General features: G+C 76.1%; 11 protein-coding genes and 1 pseudogene. 6 read left to right on the forward strand and 6 right to left on the reverse strand.

Annotated features, from left to right (window positions below):
* Positions 1-40: 40 nt before the first annotated feature.
* On the forward strand, positions 41-1,663 hold the full coding sequence (locus MOV08_RS17350) for a DUF6519 domain-containing protein (RefSeq protein ID WP_275307982.1): 1,623 nt from the start codon (positions 41-43) through the stop codon (positions 1,661-1,663).
* Positions 1,663-2,712: a peptidoglycan-binding protein gene (locus MOV08_RS17355; RefSeq protein ID WP_275307984.1), complete on the forward strand. Its 1,050-nt coding sequence runs from the start codon at positions 1,663-1,665 to the stop codon at positions 2,710-2,712. Before MOV08_RS17350 ends, MOV08_RS17355 begins: the two co-directional genes overlap by 1 nt.
* Before the next feature lie 293 nt (positions 2,713-3,005).
* Here the strand turns inward: MOV08_RS17355 and MOV08_RS17360 are convergent, their stop codons facing one another.
* The 5 genes from MOV08_RS17360 to MOV08_RS17380 form a co-directional block, all read right to left on the reverse strand.
* A complete protein-coding gene (locus tag MOV08_RS17360; protein ID WP_275307985.1) occupies positions 3,006-4,136 on the reverse strand; it encodes a hypothetical protein in 1,131 nt (376 codons plus the stop codon).
* A 91-nt stretch (positions 4,137-4,227) separates the two neighbouring features.
* On the reverse strand, positions 4,228-5,115 hold the full coding sequence (locus tag MOV08_RS17365) for a hypothetical protein (RefSeq protein WP_275307987.1): 888 nt from the start codon (positions 5,113-5,115) through the stop codon (positions 4,228-4,230).
* Between the two features lie 134 nt (positions 5,116-5,249).
* Positions 5,250-6,440, reverse strand: coding sequence for a VWA domain-containing protein (locus MOV08_RS17370; protein WP_039633583.1), 1,191 nt, complete (start codon positions 6,438-6,440; stop codon positions 5,250-5,252).
* Positions 6,437-9,082 carry a DUF5682 family protein gene (locus tag MOV08_RS17375; RefSeq protein WP_275307989.1) on the reverse strand — a complete coding sequence of 882 codons (2,646 nt, stop codon included), beginning with the start codon at positions 9,080-9,082 and terminating at the stop codon, positions 6,437-6,439. Before MOV08_RS17375 ends, MOV08_RS17370 begins: the two co-directional genes overlap by 4 nt.
* The gene (locus MOV08_RS17380) at positions 9,079-10,206 is read right to left on the reverse strand and encodes an ATP-binding protein (RefSeq protein WP_275307991.1); all 1,128 of its coding nucleotides are present in this window, start codon (positions 10,204-10,206) and stop codon (positions 9,079-9,081) included. The genes MOV08_RS17375 and MOV08_RS17380 overlap by 4 nt, the downstream gene beginning before the upstream one ends.
* A 229-nt stretch (positions 10,207-10,435) precedes the next feature.
* On the opposite strand from MOV08_RS17380, the pseudogene MOV08_RS17385 reads away from it, so the two are divergent.
* Together MOV08_RS17385 and MOV08_RS17390 are read left to right on the forward strand one after the other, a co-directional pair.
* Positions 10,436-11,913, forward strand: a pseudogene (locus tag MOV08_RS17385) (SWIM zinc finger family protein).
* Positions 11,914-11,981: 68 nt separating this feature from the next.
* Positions 11,982-13,655 carry a DUF5691 domain-containing protein gene (locus MOV08_RS17390; protein ID WP_275307993.1) on the forward strand — a complete coding sequence of 558 codons (1,674 nt, stop codon included), beginning with the start codon at positions 11,982-11,984 and terminating at the stop codon, positions 13,653-13,655.
* 17 nt (positions 13,656-13,672) lie between these two features.
* Here MOV08_RS17390 and MOV08_RS17395 read toward each other — a convergent pair whose 3' ends face one another.
* Complete coding sequence (locus MOV08_RS17395; RefSeq protein WP_052286768.1) at positions 13,673-14,131, reverse strand: cobalamin B12-binding domain-containing protein; 459 nt, start codon at positions 14,129-14,131, stop codon at positions 13,673-13,675.
* Between the two features lie 363 nt (positions 14,132-14,494).
* On the opposite strand from MOV08_RS17395, the gene MOV08_RS17400 reads away from it, so the two are divergent.
* Together MOV08_RS17400 and MOV08_RS17405 are read left to right on the forward strand one after the other, a co-directional pair.
* Complete coding sequence (locus MOV08_RS17400) at positions 14,495-15,301, forward strand: esterase/lipase family protein (RefSeq protein WP_275307994.1); 807 nt, start codon at positions 14,495-14,497, stop codon at positions 15,299-15,301.
* A gap of 242 nt (positions 15,302-15,543) precedes the next feature.
* Positions 15,544-17,286: a peptidoglycan DD-metalloendopeptidase family protein gene (locus MOV08_RS17405; RefSeq protein ID WP_275307995.1), complete on the forward strand. Its 1,743-nt coding sequence runs from the start codon at positions 15,544-15,546 to the stop codon at positions 17,284-17,286.
* Positions 17,287-17,295: the final 9 nt, after the last annotated feature.

The following is a 17,295-nucleotide window of genomic DNA, read 5'->3' on the forward strand; positions in this document are numbered from 1 at the left end:
CACCGACCGCCAGAGCTTCCGTACGAGGGGGACCCCTTCCATGCACGCTGACCTCTCCCGCATCACCCACCGGCCGGAGCGCCACTACTCCGCGGTGGTGGCGCAGCAGGGCCGGGTCCAGCTGGACGCCGACGCCAACGAGCAGACCGCCATCCAGCTGTTCCAGGCCCGCACCCTGGCCGCCGACCTGATCGGCGCGCACGGCGGGCCGCACGGCGCCACCGGCTTCAAGATCGACCTCCGGGGCGGCCCGCACGAGCTGGACGACCTCGTCATCGGCGGCGGCCGCTACTACGTCGACGGGATCCTGTGCGACGCCACCCGCCCGCGGCCGGGAACGCCGGTGCCGACGGCCACCGCCCCCAAGGAGGACAGGGAAGACGAGGAGGAGGCGGACGGCGACGCCCCCACCGCGCCCTCCGTGCCCTCCGCGTCCGAGACCTGGACGTACTGGGACCAGCCGGACGGCCACCGCGACCCGGAGCGCCCCGGCGACCGCCTGCCCTCCCAATTCCCGTACCTGGTCTACCTGAAGGTGTGGGAGCGGCTGGTCACCGCCGCCGAGGACCCGGCGCTGCGCGAGGTGGCCCTGGGTGCCGCACTGCCGGACACCGCGGCCCGCGCCAGGGTGGTCTGGCAGGTGCTGCCGCTGCCGGCGTCCGAGCTGGGGCTGGACGGCGACAACCCGCCGGCCGACGACATCCGCACCGCGTTCGACCGCTGGGCGCAGCAGGCCGCCGCCCCCGGCTGCCGGCTGGCCGCCCGCAGCGAACGCCCCGACCACGCCGACGACGACCCCTGCCTGGTCGCGCCCGAGGCCCGCTACCGCGGCCCGGAGAACCAGCTGTACCGGGTCGAGGTCCACGAGGGCGGCACCGCCAAGGACGCCACCTTCAAGTGGTCCCGGGAGAACGGCTCGCCCACCTTCCCCGTCGACGAACTCGACGGTACCTGGGTGCAGTTGGCCTCCCTGGCCAACGACGACAAGCTCTCCCTCCACGTCGGCGACTGGGTGGAGTTCGTGGACACCGGGTACGCCAGCCGGGGCGAGGCGGCGCCGCTGCTGCGGGTGGCGGAGGTCGATCTGCCCGGCCGCCGGGTGCGGCTCTCCGACGAGCCCGCGCCGGGCGTGGGCCGCCGCCCCGAACTGCACCCGTTCCTGCGCCGCTGGGACCACCAGGAGGCCGGCCGGAAGACGGTGCGCCGCGGCGACCGGCCGGGGCGGCTGCGGCACGGCGCGGTCCCGGTGGAGGAGGGCGGCTGGCTGCCGCTGGAGGACGGCGTCGAGGTCTACTTCGAGGCCGGCGGCAGCTACCGCACCGGCGACTTCTGGCTGATCCCGGCCCGCACCGCCACCGGCGGCGTCGAGTGGCCCACCGACCGGGCGCGCCGCCCGCTGCTCCAGCACCCCTCCGGCATCGTCGTGCACCACGCGCCGCTGGCCTGGGTGCACGGCGAACAGGCCGTGCCCGACCTGCGGTTCGCGTTCCGCCCGCTGGCGACCGGCATCCAGGCGGCGGACGCCGCCGCGCAGACCCAGGGGTCCGGCGGCGTCGGGACGCTGTCGACCGGCGCGGCGGGCGGGGCCGGCCCGAAGCAGCCCCGGTCGCAGACCACCGCGGAGGCCGAGGCACAGGTGGACGAGCAGGGGGTGGCGGACTGATGGCCACCCCGCTGACCGGCAGCCAGTTACTGGCGGCGCTGCGCGCGGAGGGGCTGGTCGTCCACGAGGTCCGCGACTGGCGCCGGCACAACCGGAACACCAAGGGCCACTGGGGCCCGATGAACGGGGTGGTCGTCCACCACACCGCCACCGAGGGCACCGAGCCCTCGGTGGACCTCTGCTACGACGGGCGCCCGGACCTGCCGGGACCGCTCTGCCACGGCGTGATCGACAAGGCCGGCGAGGTGTATCTGGTCGGCAACGGCCGCGCCAACCACGCCGGCCTCGGCGACCGCGACGTCCTCCAGGCGGTGATCGACGAGGTCGAGCTCCCCGAGGACCGGCTCGCCGACACCGACGGCAACCGGCACTTCTACGGCTTCGAGTGCATCAACCTCGGCGACGGCCAGGACCCCTGGCCGGAAGCCCAGTTATCGGCGGTGGAGAAGGCCGCGGCGGCGATCTGCCGGGCACACGGGTGGGGCGAGCGCTCGGTGATCGGCCACAAGGAATGGCAACCGGGGAAGATCGATCCGCTCGGCTTCACCATGGACGCGCTGCGCGACCGCATCAAGTCCCGCCTCGCCGAACCACCGGAGGGGCCGGTGGACCCGGTGGACCCCTCCCCGGGCGCCCAGGGGGCGGGGCCCGGCACCGGACCGACCGCGACGAACGGCAGCGGCGGCGCCAGTGACGTCGGCGACGTCGGAGCAGCCGGTGGCACCGGCGGCGCTCTCGACGACGGCCGCACCCCACCCGTCCCGCCGATGCCGCAGCACCCGCCCTACGAGCCGTTCCCCGGCGGCGGGTTCTTCCGCCCCGGGGCCCGCGACCCGGTGATCGCGGCGATGGGCGAACGGCTGATCGCCGAGGGCTGCGACCACTACCGGCACGGCCCCGGCCCGGAGTGGAACGAGGCCCACCGCAAGTCGTACGCCTCCTGGCAACGCAAGCTCGGCTTCCACGGCAAGGACGCGGACGGCGTCCCCGGCCGCGTCACCTGGGACCGCCTCCGCGTACCGAACACACAGGCCCGACCGCCTGGTTGAGGGAGACGGGGACGCGGCCGCGGTCGCGGGGGTTCGCCGTCGCGCGGGTTCGCGGTCACATGGTTGCGAGCGTCCGCAGAGCCCCACCCCGCCCCCGGGCACCGGCCGTTCCCCGGGTACGAAAAAGGCCGGGTGACCCTCCCCCACAGAGGGCCACCCGGCGTCTTTCACTCGGCGGGACGAGATGACCCCCACGTCACCTCGTCCGCCTCATCCGGCGTTCCGATGGCCCCGGTTCCCGACCGCCGCCGCGGTCGGTCCACCGGTGCACACCGTGCGGTTCGCCGGACGGATCAGAGGCCCTGCACCGGAAGGGCGGGCACCGCCGGGATGTTGGCGGCGTTGGTCAGGTCGGCGACGTTGGCGGGCACGGCCGGGGCCAGGCCCTGGGCGCCGGCGACGGCGGCGGTCGCGGTGCCCTTGCCGTCCGTCACCACGACGGTCACCAGGCCCTGCGCGAACGGCACCGCGTCGCTGCCCACGCCCTGCGCGAGGACGGTGGCCTGCCCGGCGACACCCTGCGCGAACGGCACGGCCTCGCCCTGGACGTTCTGCACGAACACCTGGACGCGGCCGTCGACGACGGTCACGAACGGGGTGGCCCGACGCGCGGCGTCACCGGCGAGCGCGCCCACGTTGCCGACCGCGCCCTGGGCGACCGGCAGGACCTTGGCGACCGTCCGGGCGGCGACCGGCGGCAGCACGTCGGCGGCGGTGCGGTCGACGACCGGACGCGCGGTGGCCAGCGCACCCTGCGCCTGCTTGGCCAGCTGCTCGGGACGCAGACCCGCACCGGCGAGGCCGGCCAGCAGGTTGTCGGCCGAACCCGGGGCCTTCGGCAGACCCGGGGTCTTGGGCAGCGCCGGCACGCCGGGCAGGCCCTTGGGCAGACCGCCGGGCAGCTTGGCGGCGGGGACGCCCGGGACGGCGGGCAGCTTCGGCAGCGCGGGCAGCTTGTCGTTCACCAGCTTGCCGGCCTTGCCCAGGTCAGCGGTCTTGGCGACCTTGGAGAGCTGCTTGACGGCCTGCTTCGCCTGCTTGCCGTCGACGGCCTTCTGCACGTCACCGGCGTTCGCGCCGGGCAGCCCGGCACCGCCGACGAGCTGGCGCACACCGTCCACGATGCCGCCGGCCTGCGGCAGCTGACCGGTGGGCAGCTTGTCGGCGGACACGCCGCCGCCGAGGACCCCGGTCGCCTTGCCAGCCGCGCCGCGCACGGTCTTGGTGGCGGTGCCGGCGGCCTTCTGGACGGTGCCGGTGACCGCGCCGGTGGGCAGGTGCTGGGTGGCACCGGTGACCGTGCCGACGGCCGGCAGGTCCGGGGTGGCCGGCAGCTCGGCGGCGTTGGCGGCGACGGAGCCGAGGGCCCACAGGCCGGTGGCGGTGGCGGCGACGGCGATGGAACGGCGGATGTTGGAGCGCATCGTGGTGATGTCCTTCGAATTCGGGAGGTTCAACGGGCAGACCTGTGCCACCCCCGCGTGGCAGGTCATTTCAGACGCGGAGCGGTCTGCCCTAGCCGGGGAATTCGAGGATTTCTTCGGCCCGTCGGCGCGTCGGGGCGCCATCGGCCGTACGGACGCCACCGGGCAGCAGCCGGAAGCGCGGGGAGTCCGCCGGAGCGGCGGCGTGCTGGTCGCCGCCACGGGGACCGTGGCCGTCGCCCGTGGTGTGCGCGGGCGGCGCGACCGGGCCCAGCGGGCCCTGGGCCGGCAGGCCGTGGTGGCCGGCGTCCCGCTGCGGCTGGGCGACGGGACGCGGCTGTGCGGCGGCGGCCGGGTGGTGCGGCGCGTAGCCGCAGTGCGCCGGGCGGAGCAGCTGCGACGCGGCCGGGCCGTCGCCGGTGGGAACGGCCCCGGGACCGGCCTGGGCGCCACCGGGCACCCCGCCGTGCGCGGGCGTGCCGCCGTCGCCGGGCCGTCCCGGGTGGGTGCCGACGGGGAGGTGGACGGGCAGCGCGCCGCCGACCGTGTCCCCGATCCCGCCGATCGTCTTGACCAGGCCGGTCACCGTGTCCACCGGCTCGGTGAGCCGGTCGGTGAGCGGTGCGGCGGCCTGCTCGGCGGGGCGCATCGTGCCCTCGACCGCGGCCGCCTCGGTGTCCGCGCGCCGGGTGAGTCCGGCGCCCTCCGCCTCGCCCTGGTGCGCCAACGCCGCCCCGGACCGCGGCAGTTTGCCGAGGTGCCGGGGGGTGCCGGCGCGCTGCGGGGTCTGGGCCCCGGTCAGCGCGGGTGCGGCCGGGTGGCCGTCGGCGGGCGTCCGGTCGGCGGCGTGTGCGCCGGTGCCGAAGCCGATGCCGAGGAGGACGAAGCCGACCAGGAAGAGCCCCGCCAGCAGCGCGCGCCGCACGGCCACGGTGCGCGGCAGGCGCACGGCGGCAGGCAGGGCGAGCACAGCGGACACGGAGGGGACCTTCCCATGCGGACGGGGACAGCCGGGCACAGCGCCACGGTGTCGAACCCGTCACGGGTGATCGAGCGATGCCCTGATCCTTGCACGACGGGGCAGGTACCCCGCAAGTCCCCCCGGGTTTCCTGTCACCGTTGCTCCGCCATGTCCGGTATGGGCAGCGGCCGTTTCTCCAGTGCGGCCGCCATCACCTCCGGAAACCGGTCGGGTGTGCAGGCGAACGCCGGTGCCCCGAGGGCGGCCAGGGCCGCCGCGTGCTCCCGGTCGTAGGCGGGCGCGCCTTCGTCGGAGAGCGCGAGCAGGGTCACGAACCGCACCCCGGACGCCGTCATCGCGGCGACCCGCTTGAGCATCTCGTCGCGGATGCCGCCCTCGTAGAGGTCGCTGAGGAGGACGACCACGGTGTCGGCGGGGCGGCGGATCCGGGACTGGCAGTAGGCCAGCGCCCGGTTGATGTCCGTGCCGCCGCCGAGCTGGGTGCCGAACAGCAGCTCCACCGGGTCGTCCAGGTGGTCCGTCAGATCGGTCACGGCGGTGTCGAAGACGACCAGCCGGGTGTCGAGGGCCCGCATCGAGGCCAGCACCGCCCCGAACACCGAGGCGTACACCACGGACGCGGCCATCGACCCGGACTGGTCGATGCAGAGCACCACGTCCTGCTGCGCCGACCGTGCCGAGCGCCCGTAGCCGATCAGCCGCTCGGGGACGACGGTGCGGTGTTCCGGGAGGTAGTTCTTGAGGTTGGCGCGGATGGTGCGGTCCCAGTCGATGGCGCGGTGCCGCGGGCGGCGGATCCGGGCGGCGCGGTCCAGCGCTCCGGTGAGCGTGGCCCGGGTGCGGGTCGCCAGCCGCTGCTCCAGCTCTCCGACGACCTTGCGGACGACGGCCCGCGCGGTCTCCCTGGTGGTCTGCGGCATCACCTTGTTCAGGGAGAGCAGGGTGCCCACCAGGTGGACGTCGGCCTCGACGGCCTCCAGCATCTCCGGCTCCAGCAGCAGCGCGGACAGCCCGAGCCGGTCGATGGCGTCGCGCTGCATCACCTGCACCACGGAGGACGGGAAGTAACTGCGGATGTCGCCCAGCCAGCGGGCCACTTGGGGTGCCGACGCGCCGAGGCCGGCCGCCCGGGTGCCGCCGCCGTCGCGCGGTCCGCGGCCCGGTCGCGGGTGTGGTCGCTGCCCGTAGAGGGACTCCAGTGCGCCGTCCATCGCGGCGTCCCTGCCGCGCAGTTCGCAGCCGGTGCCGTCCGCGCCGGCGCCGCCCAGCGCCAGTCGCCAGCGGCGCAGCCGCTCCGCGTCCCGCTCCGTCGTGCTGGTCATCTTCCCGCTCCCGTCAGCTCGTTGGTCGCCGGGCCGGCGCCTTCGGTCCCCGTCGTCCCGGCTCCGTTCCCGACGCCGTCCGGGCCCTCGCTCGCGCCGTCCCGCCCGCTCCCGCTCTCGTCGTGCCCGTCCTCGTCGTGCCCGTCCTCGTCCTCGTAGCCGCGCTGGGGTATGCCCAGCAGGAGTCGCAGGGTGGGCAGCACGGCGGCGGCGCGGTCGCGGTCCAGGCCCGGGCCGAAGCCGGGCGCCGCCGCGTCCGCGGAGCCGGCCGCCGGGTGGCGGGATCCGCCGGACGGGCCGCGGCGGACGAGTTCGCCGAGGGTGCGCCGCACCCCGGTGTCGTATCCGCCGAAGGTCCGCCGCAGCAGCGGCAGGACGTCGACGAAGGCGGCGTCCGGTACCCGCGTCAGCCAGCCGTCCACCAGTGCCAGCAGCCGTTCGTCGTGGACCAGCAGCAGGCCGCCGTCCGGGCCGCCCACGAAGCCCTCGATCCATCCGGCGGCGTCGGCGGGCGGGGTGCCGGGCGAGAGGGCGAGCGCCATCAGCCGCTCCGCGCCGTCGCCGGGCAGCCGTCCGTCGTCCAGCAGCAGCCGGGCGGCCCGCCCGCGGAGCAGGCCGGGGACGGCGTCGCGTTCGGCGAGCGTGTGGAGGACCGCCGCCCAGCGCTCCCGCAGGGGCGGGGCGGGCGGCTCGGCGGTCGCCCTGTCCGGTGCCCCGGTCTCCTCCGCGACCTGCCCGAGGAGGCCGACGGCCCGGTGGGTGGCGTCGAGGTGGCCGCGCAGCTCCACCGCGCCGTCGGCGTCCAGGCCCGCGCAGGCCGGGGGCAGCCCGACGAAGATCCGGCCGGCCAGGCCCAGCGCCACCGCGCGGAGCGCGCCGGCGTCGGTGCCGCGGACGTCCCCGTAGCGCACCGCGCGGACCAGGGCGGGCAGGGCCTGGGCGAGGTGGCCGACGTCCGCGTCCAGGGCGGCGCGGTCGGCCAGCGCCCGCATCACCACCGGCAGGGCGTCGGGCAGCCCGGCGAGCAGGCAGCGCTCGGCGAGGGCGGTGACCTCGGCGAGGACGGTGGCCTCCGCGGCGTCCGAGGCGGCCTTGGCGGTGGCCGCGGTGAGCACCGTGGTGCCCCAGACGCCGGCCTCCGCGACCCGCACGGACAACTCCGGCTCCCAGCGCAGCCGCCAGGTCTCCCGGAAGGTGCCGGTGCTGCCCCGGGAGCGGGCGGGCTCGCCCCAGGGGACGCCGAGCAGCCGCAGCCGGTGCAGCAGGCCGCTGCGGCCGGCGTCGGTCTCCTTGCGGAGGTCCAGTTCCAGCTCCCGCTCGGCCGCCTCGGGCTTGAGGCGCAGCGTCCGCTGGCAGCGGGCGAGGTCCCGTTGGAGCGGGACGGCCGGGGCGTCCTCGGGCACCTGGCCCAGCACCTCGCCGACCACCAGCCGGTCGCGGATCAGTGCGGTGGGCACGTCGGAGCCGTCTGCCATGACGGCCCGGACCGCGTCGTCGAGTTCGGCGAGGCCGGCGAGCGGACGGCCGCGGATCGCGGCGAGCCCTTCGGCGAGCCGCACCGCCTCGATGACGTGCGCCGACGAGACGGCGTGGTCCTCCTCGCGGAGCAGTCGGGCGGCCTTGGTCAGCCAGCGCTCCACGGGGCGGTCGGGGGCCTCGAAGAGGTGGCCGTACCACCCGGGGGAGGTGATGCCGGCGCCGTAGCCGCTGCGCCGGGCCAGTCGCCGGTGGGTCCACGGCACCCAGGTCAGCGCCGTCTTCACCTTCGGCAGGCCCTTGAGGAGCTGCCGGTCGGCGGCCACCGTGGGCGGGGCGGGGCTCCCGCCGGAGCCGGGGCGGGCGGCGGCGAGGGCCAGTGCGGGGACGTGCCAGGCCCCGCAGACCACGGCCACCGGGTCGCCGAACTCCCGCCGCGCGGCGCGCAGTCGGAGCCGCATATGGGCCTCCCGGACCGCGTCGCGGTCGGATCCGCCGTCGCCGTGGGCCGCGCGCAGTGCCGCCATGGCCTCGGCGAGCGCGGCGAACGGAGCCAGCGCGTCCACCTCGGGCCCTCCCCCGCCCTCGGCGCCGTGCGAAGGGGCGGCACGTCCCGGGCCGCGGTGCTCGACCACGTCCTCCCACCAGCGCTCGGGGTCGTCGTGGCCGGCGGTCTCGGCGAGCGCCCGGAGGGGGTCCAGCCGCACGGCGGCGGCCGACGCCGGCGCCCCCGGCTCCCCCTGCTCCCCCGCCGCCTCGCCCGTTCCCGTGCCGGGCGCCGTCCCTCCTCCTCGTTCCGGCCGCTCGTCGGTCTCCGGCTCCTCGTCCGCCATGGCCAGTGCATGTGCCGCCGGAAGGTCGATGAAGCGCACCGGAACGTCGTGCTCCAGGGCCCAGCGCAGCGCCACCCACTCCGGGGAGAAGGCGGCCAGCGGCCAGAACGCCGCGCGGCCGGGGTCGTCCACGGCGTAGGCGAGCAGGGCGACCGGTGGCCGCATCTCCGGGTGGGCGGCGAGCGGCGCCAGCGCGTCCGCCTCCGGCGGCCCCTCGATCAGCACCGCGCGGGGTGCGCACTGCTCCAGTGCGGCCCGCACCGCCCGGGCCGACCCCGGGCCGTGGTGCCGCACCCCGAGCAGCACCGGCCCGGCCCCGCTTCCGCCGGTCATGCGCCCACCTCCCGGCAGGCGCGGTAGAAGTCCTTCCAGCCGTCGCGCTCGCGCACCACGGTCTCCAGGTACTCCTGCCAGACGACGCGGTCCGCGGCCGGATCGCGGACCACCGCGCCGAGGATGCCGGCGGCCATGTCCCCGGGGCGCAGCACGCCGTCTCCGAAGTGGGTGGCCAGTGCCAGGCCGCTGGTGACGACCGAGATGGCCTCGGCCGTGGAGAGCGTCCCGGACGGCGACTTGAGCTTGGTGCGGCCGTCGGCCGTGACGCCGTCCCGCAGCTCGCGGAAGACCGTCACCACGCGGCGGATCTCGTCCGTCCCCTGGGGCGCGGGCGGGAGTCGGAGCGAACTCCCGATCTGCGCGACGCGCCGGGCGACGATGTCCACCTCGTCCTCCGGGGTGGCGGGCAGCGGCAGGACGACGGTGTTGAAGCGGCGGCGCAGCGCGCTGGAGAGGTCGTTGACGCCGCGGTCGCGGTCGTTGGCCGTGGCGATCAGGTTGAAGCCGTGGACGGCCTGGACCTCCTGCCCCAACTCCGGTATCGGCAGGGTCTTCTCCGACAGGAGGGTGATGAGGGTGTCCTGGACGTCGGCCGGCATCCGGGTCAGCTCCTCGACCCGCGCGGTCATCCCCTGTGCCATCGCCCGCATGACGGGGCCGGGCACCAGGGCGTCGGCGCTGGGGCCCTGGGCGAGCAGTCGGGCGTAGTTCCAGCCGTAGCGGATCGCCTCCTCGGGGGTGCCGGCGGTGCCCTGCACGAGCAGGGTGGAGTCGCCGCTGACCGCCGCCGCCAGGTGCTCCGACATCCAGGTCTTGGCGGTGCCGGGCACGCCGAGCAGCAGCAGTGCGCGATCGGTGGCGAGGGTCGTCACCGCGACTTCGACGATCCGCCGCGGGCCGACGTACTTGGGTGTGATGACCGTGCCGTCGGCGAGCGTGCCGCCGAGCAGATACGTGGCGACCGCCCAGGGCGAGAGCCGCCAGCGCTCCGGCCGGGGCCGGTCGTCGGCCGCGGCGAGCGCCGCCAGCTCGTGCGCGAAGGCGACTTCGGCGTGCGGTCGCAGCGCCTCCCCGGACCCGCCGTGCGCCCCACCCGCTGTGGTGATGCCGTTCTCGGACATGCTTCCCCCTCGTCGCGCGATGTGCGGCCGGCGCCCCGCGCGGATCCCGCCGGCGACTTGCGGTTCCCAGCCTGCACCAGACCACTGACAACGCCCCCGAAAAGCGTTGCTGACCTGCGGAGTTGCCGACGGGCGAGGGCGATTGTCAGTGCCGCGTCGTAGCGTCGAAGACAGCGAATCCGCAGGGGTTCGACGGCAGGGGTTCGACGGGAGTGCGCAGGGGGGTCGGATGAGTCCGCACGGGGAGCGTTGGACGAGGGACCGGGTGCTCGCGCTGGCGCCGGACGAGGCGTCGCGGGCGGCGGGCGGGCGGCTCGCCGCGGCCGGCCGGTGGTCGGGGACGGGCGCGGGCGGGGGCGCGGTATGGGGGATGTGCGAGGGCGGCGACGGCACGCGGTACGGCACCGTCGTGGATCTCGACGGGCCGGCGTTCCAGTGCAGTTGCCCGAGCAGGAAGTTCCCGTGCAAGCACACGCTGGGGCTGTTGCTGCGGTGGGCCGGGGACGAGGCCGGGGAGCCGGCGCGGTCGGGGGACGGTCCGGCCGCGGGCGGGAAGCCGCCGCCGTGGGCGGCCGGGTGGTTGGCGGCGCGCCGGGAGCGGTCCGACCGCCCGCCGGGCGGCGCGGGGGCCGGCGGTCCGGGAGCCCGCGGTTCCGAGGCCGACGGCGCGGGCGCGGCGCCCCCGCCCGCGCGCCCGCGGACCCGGAGGCGGCCCGGCGGCGGGCGGCCCGCCGGATGCAGCGGATCGCCGCCGGCGCAACGGAGTTGGAGCAGCGCCTGGAGGATCTGCTGCACTCGGGCCTCGCGGCGGCCGGCCCGGCCGCCGGGGCCGCCTCCCGCACCGGCGCGGACGACCCCGGTGGCGGGCGGGGTTCCTGGGAGGAGACCGCCGCCCGCATGGTGGACGCCCAGGCGCCCGGACTCGCCGCGCGGGTAAGGGAGTTGGGTGCGATCGCGACCTCCGGCCCCGACTGGCCGTCCCGCCTGCTGGAGGAGTGCGCCCTGCTGCACCTCCTCGACCGGGGTTTCCTGGGCATCGATCGGCTCCCGCCCCCGCTCGCGGCGACGGTCCGCGCCCGGGTCGGACTGACCACGGACGCCGCGGACGTCCGGTCCGACCCGGAGACGGTGACGATCCGGGACCGCTGGCTGGTCCTCGCCCAACAGGACGGCACCGAGGGCCCGTTGACCACCCGCCGGATCTTCCTGCGCGGCGAGCGGACCGGCCGGATGGCGCTGCACCGCTCCTTCGGCGGCGCCCACCGCCCCCTGGAGGTGTCGCTCCCGCCCGGCCTGCTGCTCGACGCCGACCTGGCCTACTACCCGGGCGCCCGCCCGCTGCGCGTCGCCCTCGGTGAGCGGTACGCCCCCGCGGCCCCGGGACCGGTCCCGACCGGTTGCGGCATCGACGCCGCGCTGGCCGCGTACGGCCATGCGCTGCGCGACGACCCCTGGCTGGACGCCTGGCCGGTGGTCCTGGCCGATGTCACGCCGATACCGGGCGGCGCGGGCGGCGGCTGGCAACTGGCCGACGCCGACGGCGAGTCCGCCCTCCCCCTGGACCCGCGCTGCCTGGGCCGTCCGGCCCTGTGGCAGCTGGCGGCCATATCGGGCGGCGCGCCGGTCACGGTCTTCGGCGCATGCGGCCACCGGGGTTTCCTGCCGCTGACGGTCTGGGACCCCGCACCGGTGTCGCTGTCCCCGTGACCCACCGCCCGGCCCGCAGCGGCGCGAGGCCCCCTCATCCGTGCACCACCCTCATCCGGAGGCAGGGCATGCCGACCACACCCACCCCATCCCCCACCCCCAGCACAGCCATCCCCACCGCAGCCGCTCCCGGCGCCTGGCCCGACCTGGTGAGCGCCGCGCTCCTCGGGGCCGAGCGGCGCACCCCGCCGGTGGCCGTACGGGACGGGCAGACCCCCGCGGCGGCGCTGCTGGACGCGGCGGCGGTCGGCACCGTCCGGCGGCGCTCCGCGCTCCGCCCCGCCCCGGCCGCCGAGCGGCCCGCCCCGGCCCCCGCCGATCCGCGGCCCCCGCTGCCGCCGGCCGCCCGGCGCCGGCTCGCGCTGCTGCTCGCCGACCGCGCTCCCGGCTCCGGCAGCCGGCGCGGCACCGATCCCGACCTCACCGAGCTGCTGCCCCAGTGGCTGGCCGCCGCCGACGGACGCGGTTACCGCGCCCCCGAGGCACTGCTGCCCGCACTGCTGGACGCCGCCCGGTCCCGCACCGACCTACGGCCCGCCGCGCTCGCCCTGGCGGGCCCCCGCGGCCTGTGGCTGGCCCGGCTCAACGACGACTGGAGGTTCGCGCTCCGCGGCATCGGCGGCCCGCTGTCGCTGCCGGGCGCCGACGCCCCCGAGGCGGTCCGGCGACTGTGGGAGGAGGGGCTGTTCGCGGAGCGGGTCGCGCTGCTGACGTCGCTGCGGCGTCGCGATCCGCGGGCCGGCCTGGCGCTGCTCGCGGCCACCTGGGCGACCGAGCGCGCCGAGGACCGTCTGATGTTCCTGGATTCCCTCGGCGAGGCGCTCACGCCGAGCGACGAGCCGTTCCTGGAGCAGGCCCTCTCCGACCGCAGCCGCAACGTCCGCACCACCGCTGCGGAGCTCCTCTCCGCCCTGCCCGGCTCCGCGCTCGCGGCCCGGATGGCCGAGCGCAGCCTGGTCTGCGTCCGCCTGGCCCGGCCGGCCCCCGGGGACGCCACCGCCACCGAGGTCCTCGTGGTCGATCCGCCGGGCGCCTGCGACGCCGGGATGCAGCGGGACGGCGTCGCCCCCCAGCCGCCCTCCGGGAGGGGGGAACGCGCCTGGTGGCTGGGCCAGTTGGTGGAGGCGACGCCGCTGGACCGCTGGCCCGGCCGTCTGGGCGGGCGCTCCCCGGCGGAGCTCGTCGCGCTCCCGGTGGCCGGCGACTGGCGGACGGAGCTGCACGACGCGTGGTGCCGGGCCGCGGTGCGCCAGCGGCACGCGGACTGGGCGCGGGCCCTGTTGGGCGCGCCCGGCGACCCCGGCCAGGCCGCCGCCGAGCTGGCGCCGGCCGGTTCCTCCCGGGACCTGACGAAGCTGCTGACGGTGCTCCCGGACGACGAACGGGCGGGCTGGGTTTCCGAGTTCATCGCCGTCCACGGCCTCGCGGACGCGTTCCGGATGCTGGGCGTCTGCGCGGTGCCGTGGGCCGAGCCGCTGGGCCGGGCGGTGGTCGACGCACTGGACATCGCCCGGGACGCGGGCAGCTATCCGTGGAGCTTCAGCGGGGTGATGGGCCTGGCCGAGCGCTGCCTGGATCCGGCGGCGGCCGACCGGCTGCAGATGCTCACGGCGGTCACGGACGAGCCCGAGGGCGCCTCCCCGGGCTCCGGCGGCTATTGGTCCGAGGCGTTCCAGCGCCTGGTCGGCACCCTCCGCCTGCGCGCCGCCATGCACGCCGAGCTCGCCGGGGAGGCGTCATGACGCCGGCGACCGCCCGCTCAGACGGCCAGCGGGCGGACGTTCGCGTTGACCCACTCCACGATCGAGGCGGTGGTCGCCCCCGGCGTGAAGATCTCCGCGACGCCCTGCTGCTTCAGCGGGGCGATGTCCGCCTCCGGGATGATGCCGCCGCCGAAGACCTTGATGTCCGTCGCGTCCCGCTCCTCCAGGAGAGCGAGCACCTTCGCGAAGAGGGTGTTGTGGGCACCGGAGAGGATCGACAGCCCGATGGCGTCGGCGTCCTCCTGGATCGCGGTGTCGACGATCTGCTCCGGCGTCTGGTGCAGCCCGGTGTAGATCACCTCCATACCGGCGTCCCGCAGCGCCCGGGCGATGACCTTGGCGCCCCGGTCGTGCCCGTCGAGCCCCGGCTTGGCGACGACGACCCGGATCGGCCCCGACCGGCCCGCCGCGCCCTGGCCCTCCGCCTGCGCCCCGTCTTGCCGCGCCACACTCATCACTGCCTCCAAGCCATGCGCGGCACCGCCAGGGCGATGCCGCCGAGCCGACATCCGGTCGCGCCACCGCGAACCGGCGGCCACGAGCGTGAACGAACGTTATCTACAGCATCCCGTACGCAGCCGTTTCGTGACATCCGGCGAGGGGGAAATCACACACGGGACACATTCGCCACGCGCCGCGTTCCGCGTGTCCGCCGCCGCCAGGGACGGCCGGCGCCGCACACACGGGCCGGGCGCCCGGGGAGCCGCAGCCCGGTCGGCCCGCGGGGCCGCCGCCGCACCGCCATCGCCGCTCGCGGCTTCCCACAAGGGCATTCGGGGGTCGTCGTCACCTCCCGCATGCCGTTCGGGAGGTCGGCCATGGGGGCTCTGCCTGTTCTCTCCACACCTCTTCTGCTGCGCACCACGCTCGTGGAGCTGGGCGTGCTCACCGCTCATCTCCTCCTCTATCCGACCGGGATCGCCCAGGAGCGCCCGCCGACCGCGTCCCCCGCGGCCGGTCCCCCGACCCGCCTGCCCACCGAGGGCCGCGCCCATCCGCCGGTCCTGCTCCTGCACGGCTTCGTGGACAACCGCTCGGTCTTCGTCCTGCTGCGCCGCTCCCTGTACCGCCACGGCTGGCGCCATGTCGAGGCGCTCAACTACTCCCCGCTGACCTGCGATCTGCGCCGCGCCGCCGAGCTGTTGGGCCGCCACGTGGAAGAGGTCTGCGCCCGGACCGGACACCGCCGGGTGGATCTCGTCGGGCACAGTCTCGGCGGCCTGATCGCCCGCTATTACGTGCAGCGGTGCGGCGGCGACGAACGGGTCCGGACGCTGGTCACGCTCGGCACCCCGCATGCCGGCACCCGCGTCGCGCCCCTGATGTCGGCGCATCCGATCGTCCGGCAGATGCGCCCCGACTCCGCCGTGATCGCGGAGTTGGCGCTGCCGGCGCCGCGGTGCCGGACGCGCTTCGTGGCCTTCTGGAGCGAGGAGGACCAGGTGATGGTGCCGGCCACGACCGCCCGGATCGATCATCCGGACCTGCATGTGGAGAACGTCCGGGTCAGCGGCGTCGGGCACCTCGCGCTGCCGGTCAACGCGGCCGTGGCGGCGCGGATTCGGGAGGCGCTGGCGGCCACGGAAGCGGTCCCGTTCGCGCAGGGCGCGATATCGGTGGCCTGACCGGCGACCGGGGCGGCAATCCCCCGACGCCCGCGCGACCGCCCTCGTCATACCCCGGCCACCGCGTAGAACAATCTTCGAACGAGCCGCCAAGAACGCGCAAGAAGTGGCCTGCGTACTGCCGAAAGGCGGCCAAATGCCCGGCCTCGCCGAGCCCGGGACTTCGGGAAGATTGTCGCCGTCGTGTACCGCCGGGTACAGTCGCCGCTAATTCTCCTGCAGCCGAGGCGAAAGAGAAGTTGGTGGACGACCGTCACCCGTCGGGGGCTCAGCTTCCGACCGCCCCCGCTTCCGATGCCTCCTACGCACACGCGGCATACGGCGACGGTGACCCCCTCTTCGGCGCGCACCCCGGCGGCCACGACCACGGCGGCTACGGCACCGGCGGCCACCCCGTGGGCGACCACCTCACCGACGCCTACGGAACCGGCAGTTACCCCACCACCGGGTACGACACCGCCGCCTACGGCACCACCGGCTACGACCCGTACGCGCACACCGGCTACCACGCCCCCGGCTACGACACCACCGCCCCGTACGGCACCGGGTACGACACCGCGGCCTACGGGCTCGCCGGAGGCTACGACTCCGCCGCCCACGGGAGCGGCGCCGCATACGGCACCGGAAGCTACGACACCGGAAGCTACGACACCGGTGGCTTCGGGACGCACGGCTTCGACGGCGGGGCGTACGACACCGCCGGCTACGCCCCCGGCACCGCGTACGGCTCCGGGGGCGGCCTCACCGCCGGTTACGACACCGGCAGTTACCCCACCACCGGGTACGACACCGCCGCCTACGACACCGGCTACAGCACCGCGGCCTACGACACCGCCTCCTTCGCGGCCGCCGCCACCGCCGTCCAGGAGCCGATCGGCTACGAGGCCACCGCGGTCTGGTCGACCGCGGACTACGCCGACCACACCGACCGCACCGCCCCGTCGCCCGCCCCGGCCCCGGGCATCCCGGCCCAGGCGGGCCCGCCCGCGGACGACACCGTCCCGGTCGAGGACACCGTCCTGTGGGACCAGCCCCTCGCGGCGTTCGCCCCCGAGACCGCCGGCGCCGCCGACGAGCACGACGCCACCGACGCGTCCGCCGCCGAGGCCCTCGCGCCCGCCCCCTCGTCGATCGCCGACGCGATGACCCAGGCGATGCCCATCCAGGCGATGCCCGACACCGCCGTCCCGGACGACGACGCCCCTCTGCGGGTCGACGGTCCCCCGGCGGGCAAGGCGGTCCGCGGTCGCGGCCGGCGCCGCCAGGCCAAGCGCTCGGCGCTGCTGACCGTCGCGGTGCCCTCGGTCGCCGCGATGGGCGTCTGCGCGGCGGCCGCGGCCTCGGTCAGCCAGTTCGGCGGGGACGACAAGGACGGCACGACGACCCAGGCCGCACCGGACGCTGGTGCCGCGAAGCGGACGACGGCGGCCAACAAGAAGCTCGACAGCCAGCTCGCCGGACTCAGCGCCAGCGCCCAGGACTTCCGCGAGCGGGCCAGCCGCACCCAGGAGCGACTGGACCTCAAGCAACGGCAGGCGGACGAGCGCAAGCGCAAGGAAGAAGAGGCGGCCCGCAAGGAGGCGCTGCGCCCCAAGGTCGTGCTGCCGGTCACCCAGCACGGCCTGAGCGCGCTCTTCGGCCAGGCCGGGGTGAACTGGATGTCGGTGCACACCGGCATCGACTTCCCGGTCAGCTACGGCACCCCGGTCATGTCGGCCACCGACGGCACCGTCCGCACGCAGTGGAACTCCGCCTACGGCAACATGGCGATCGTGACCTCGCCCGACGGCACCGAGACCTGGTACTGCCACCTGAGCAGCGCCAAGGTCCGCTCCGGCACGGTCAAGGCCGGCGACACCATCGCCTACTCCGGCAACTCCGGCAACTCCACCGGCCCGCACCTGCACTTCGAGGTCAGGCCGGGCGGCGGCTCGGCGATCGACCCGATACCGTGGCTCCGCGCCCACGACCTCAACCCGTACTGAACCCCGGTA

This window comes from Streptomyces yunnanensis, from assembly GCF_029011865.1.
In the GTDB taxonomy this organism is placed as follows: domain Bacteria; phylum Actinomycetota; class Actinomycetes; order Streptomycetales; family Streptomycetaceae; genus Streptomyces; species Streptomyces yunnanensis.

Excerpts from the sequence above, each read along its gene's own strand:
- MOV08_RS17350 (WP_275307982.1), top strand. The coding sequence starts at position 41 with ATGCACGCTGACCTCTCCCGCATCACCCACCGGCCGGAGCGCCACTAC.
- MOV08_RS17355 (WP_275307984.1), top strand. The coding sequence starts at position 1,663 with ATGGCCACCCCGCTGACCGGCAGCCAGTTACTGGCGGCGCTGCGCGCG.
- MOV08_RS17360 (WP_275307985.1), bottom strand. The coding sequence starts at position 4,136 with ATGCGCTCCAACATCCGCCGTTCCATCGCCGTCGCCGCCACCGCCACC.
- MOV08_RS17370 (WP_039633583.1), bottom strand. The coding sequence starts at position 6,440 with ATGACCAGCACGACGGAGCGGGACGCGGAGCGGCTGCGCCGCTGGCGA.
- MOV08_RS17375 (WP_275307989.1), bottom strand. The coding sequence starts at position 9,082 with ATGACCGGCGGAAGCGGGGCCGGGCCGGTGCTGCTCGGGGTGCGGCAC.
- MOV08_RS17380 (WP_275307991.1), bottom strand. The coding sequence starts at position 10,206 with ATGTCCGAGAACGGCATCACCACAGCGGGTGGGGCGCACGGCGGGTCC.
- MOV08_RS17390 (WP_275307993.1), top strand. The coding sequence starts at position 11,982 with ATGCCGACCACACCCACCCCATCCCCCACCCCCAGCACAGCCATCCCC.
- MOV08_RS17395 (WP_052286768.1), bottom strand. The coding sequence starts at position 14,131 with ATGAGTGTGGCGCGGCAAGACGGGGCGCAGGCGGAGGGCCAGGGCGCG.
- MOV08_RS17400 (WP_275307994.1), top strand. The coding sequence starts at position 14,495 with ATGGGGGCTCTGCCTGTTCTCTCCACACCTCTTCTGCTGCGCACCACG.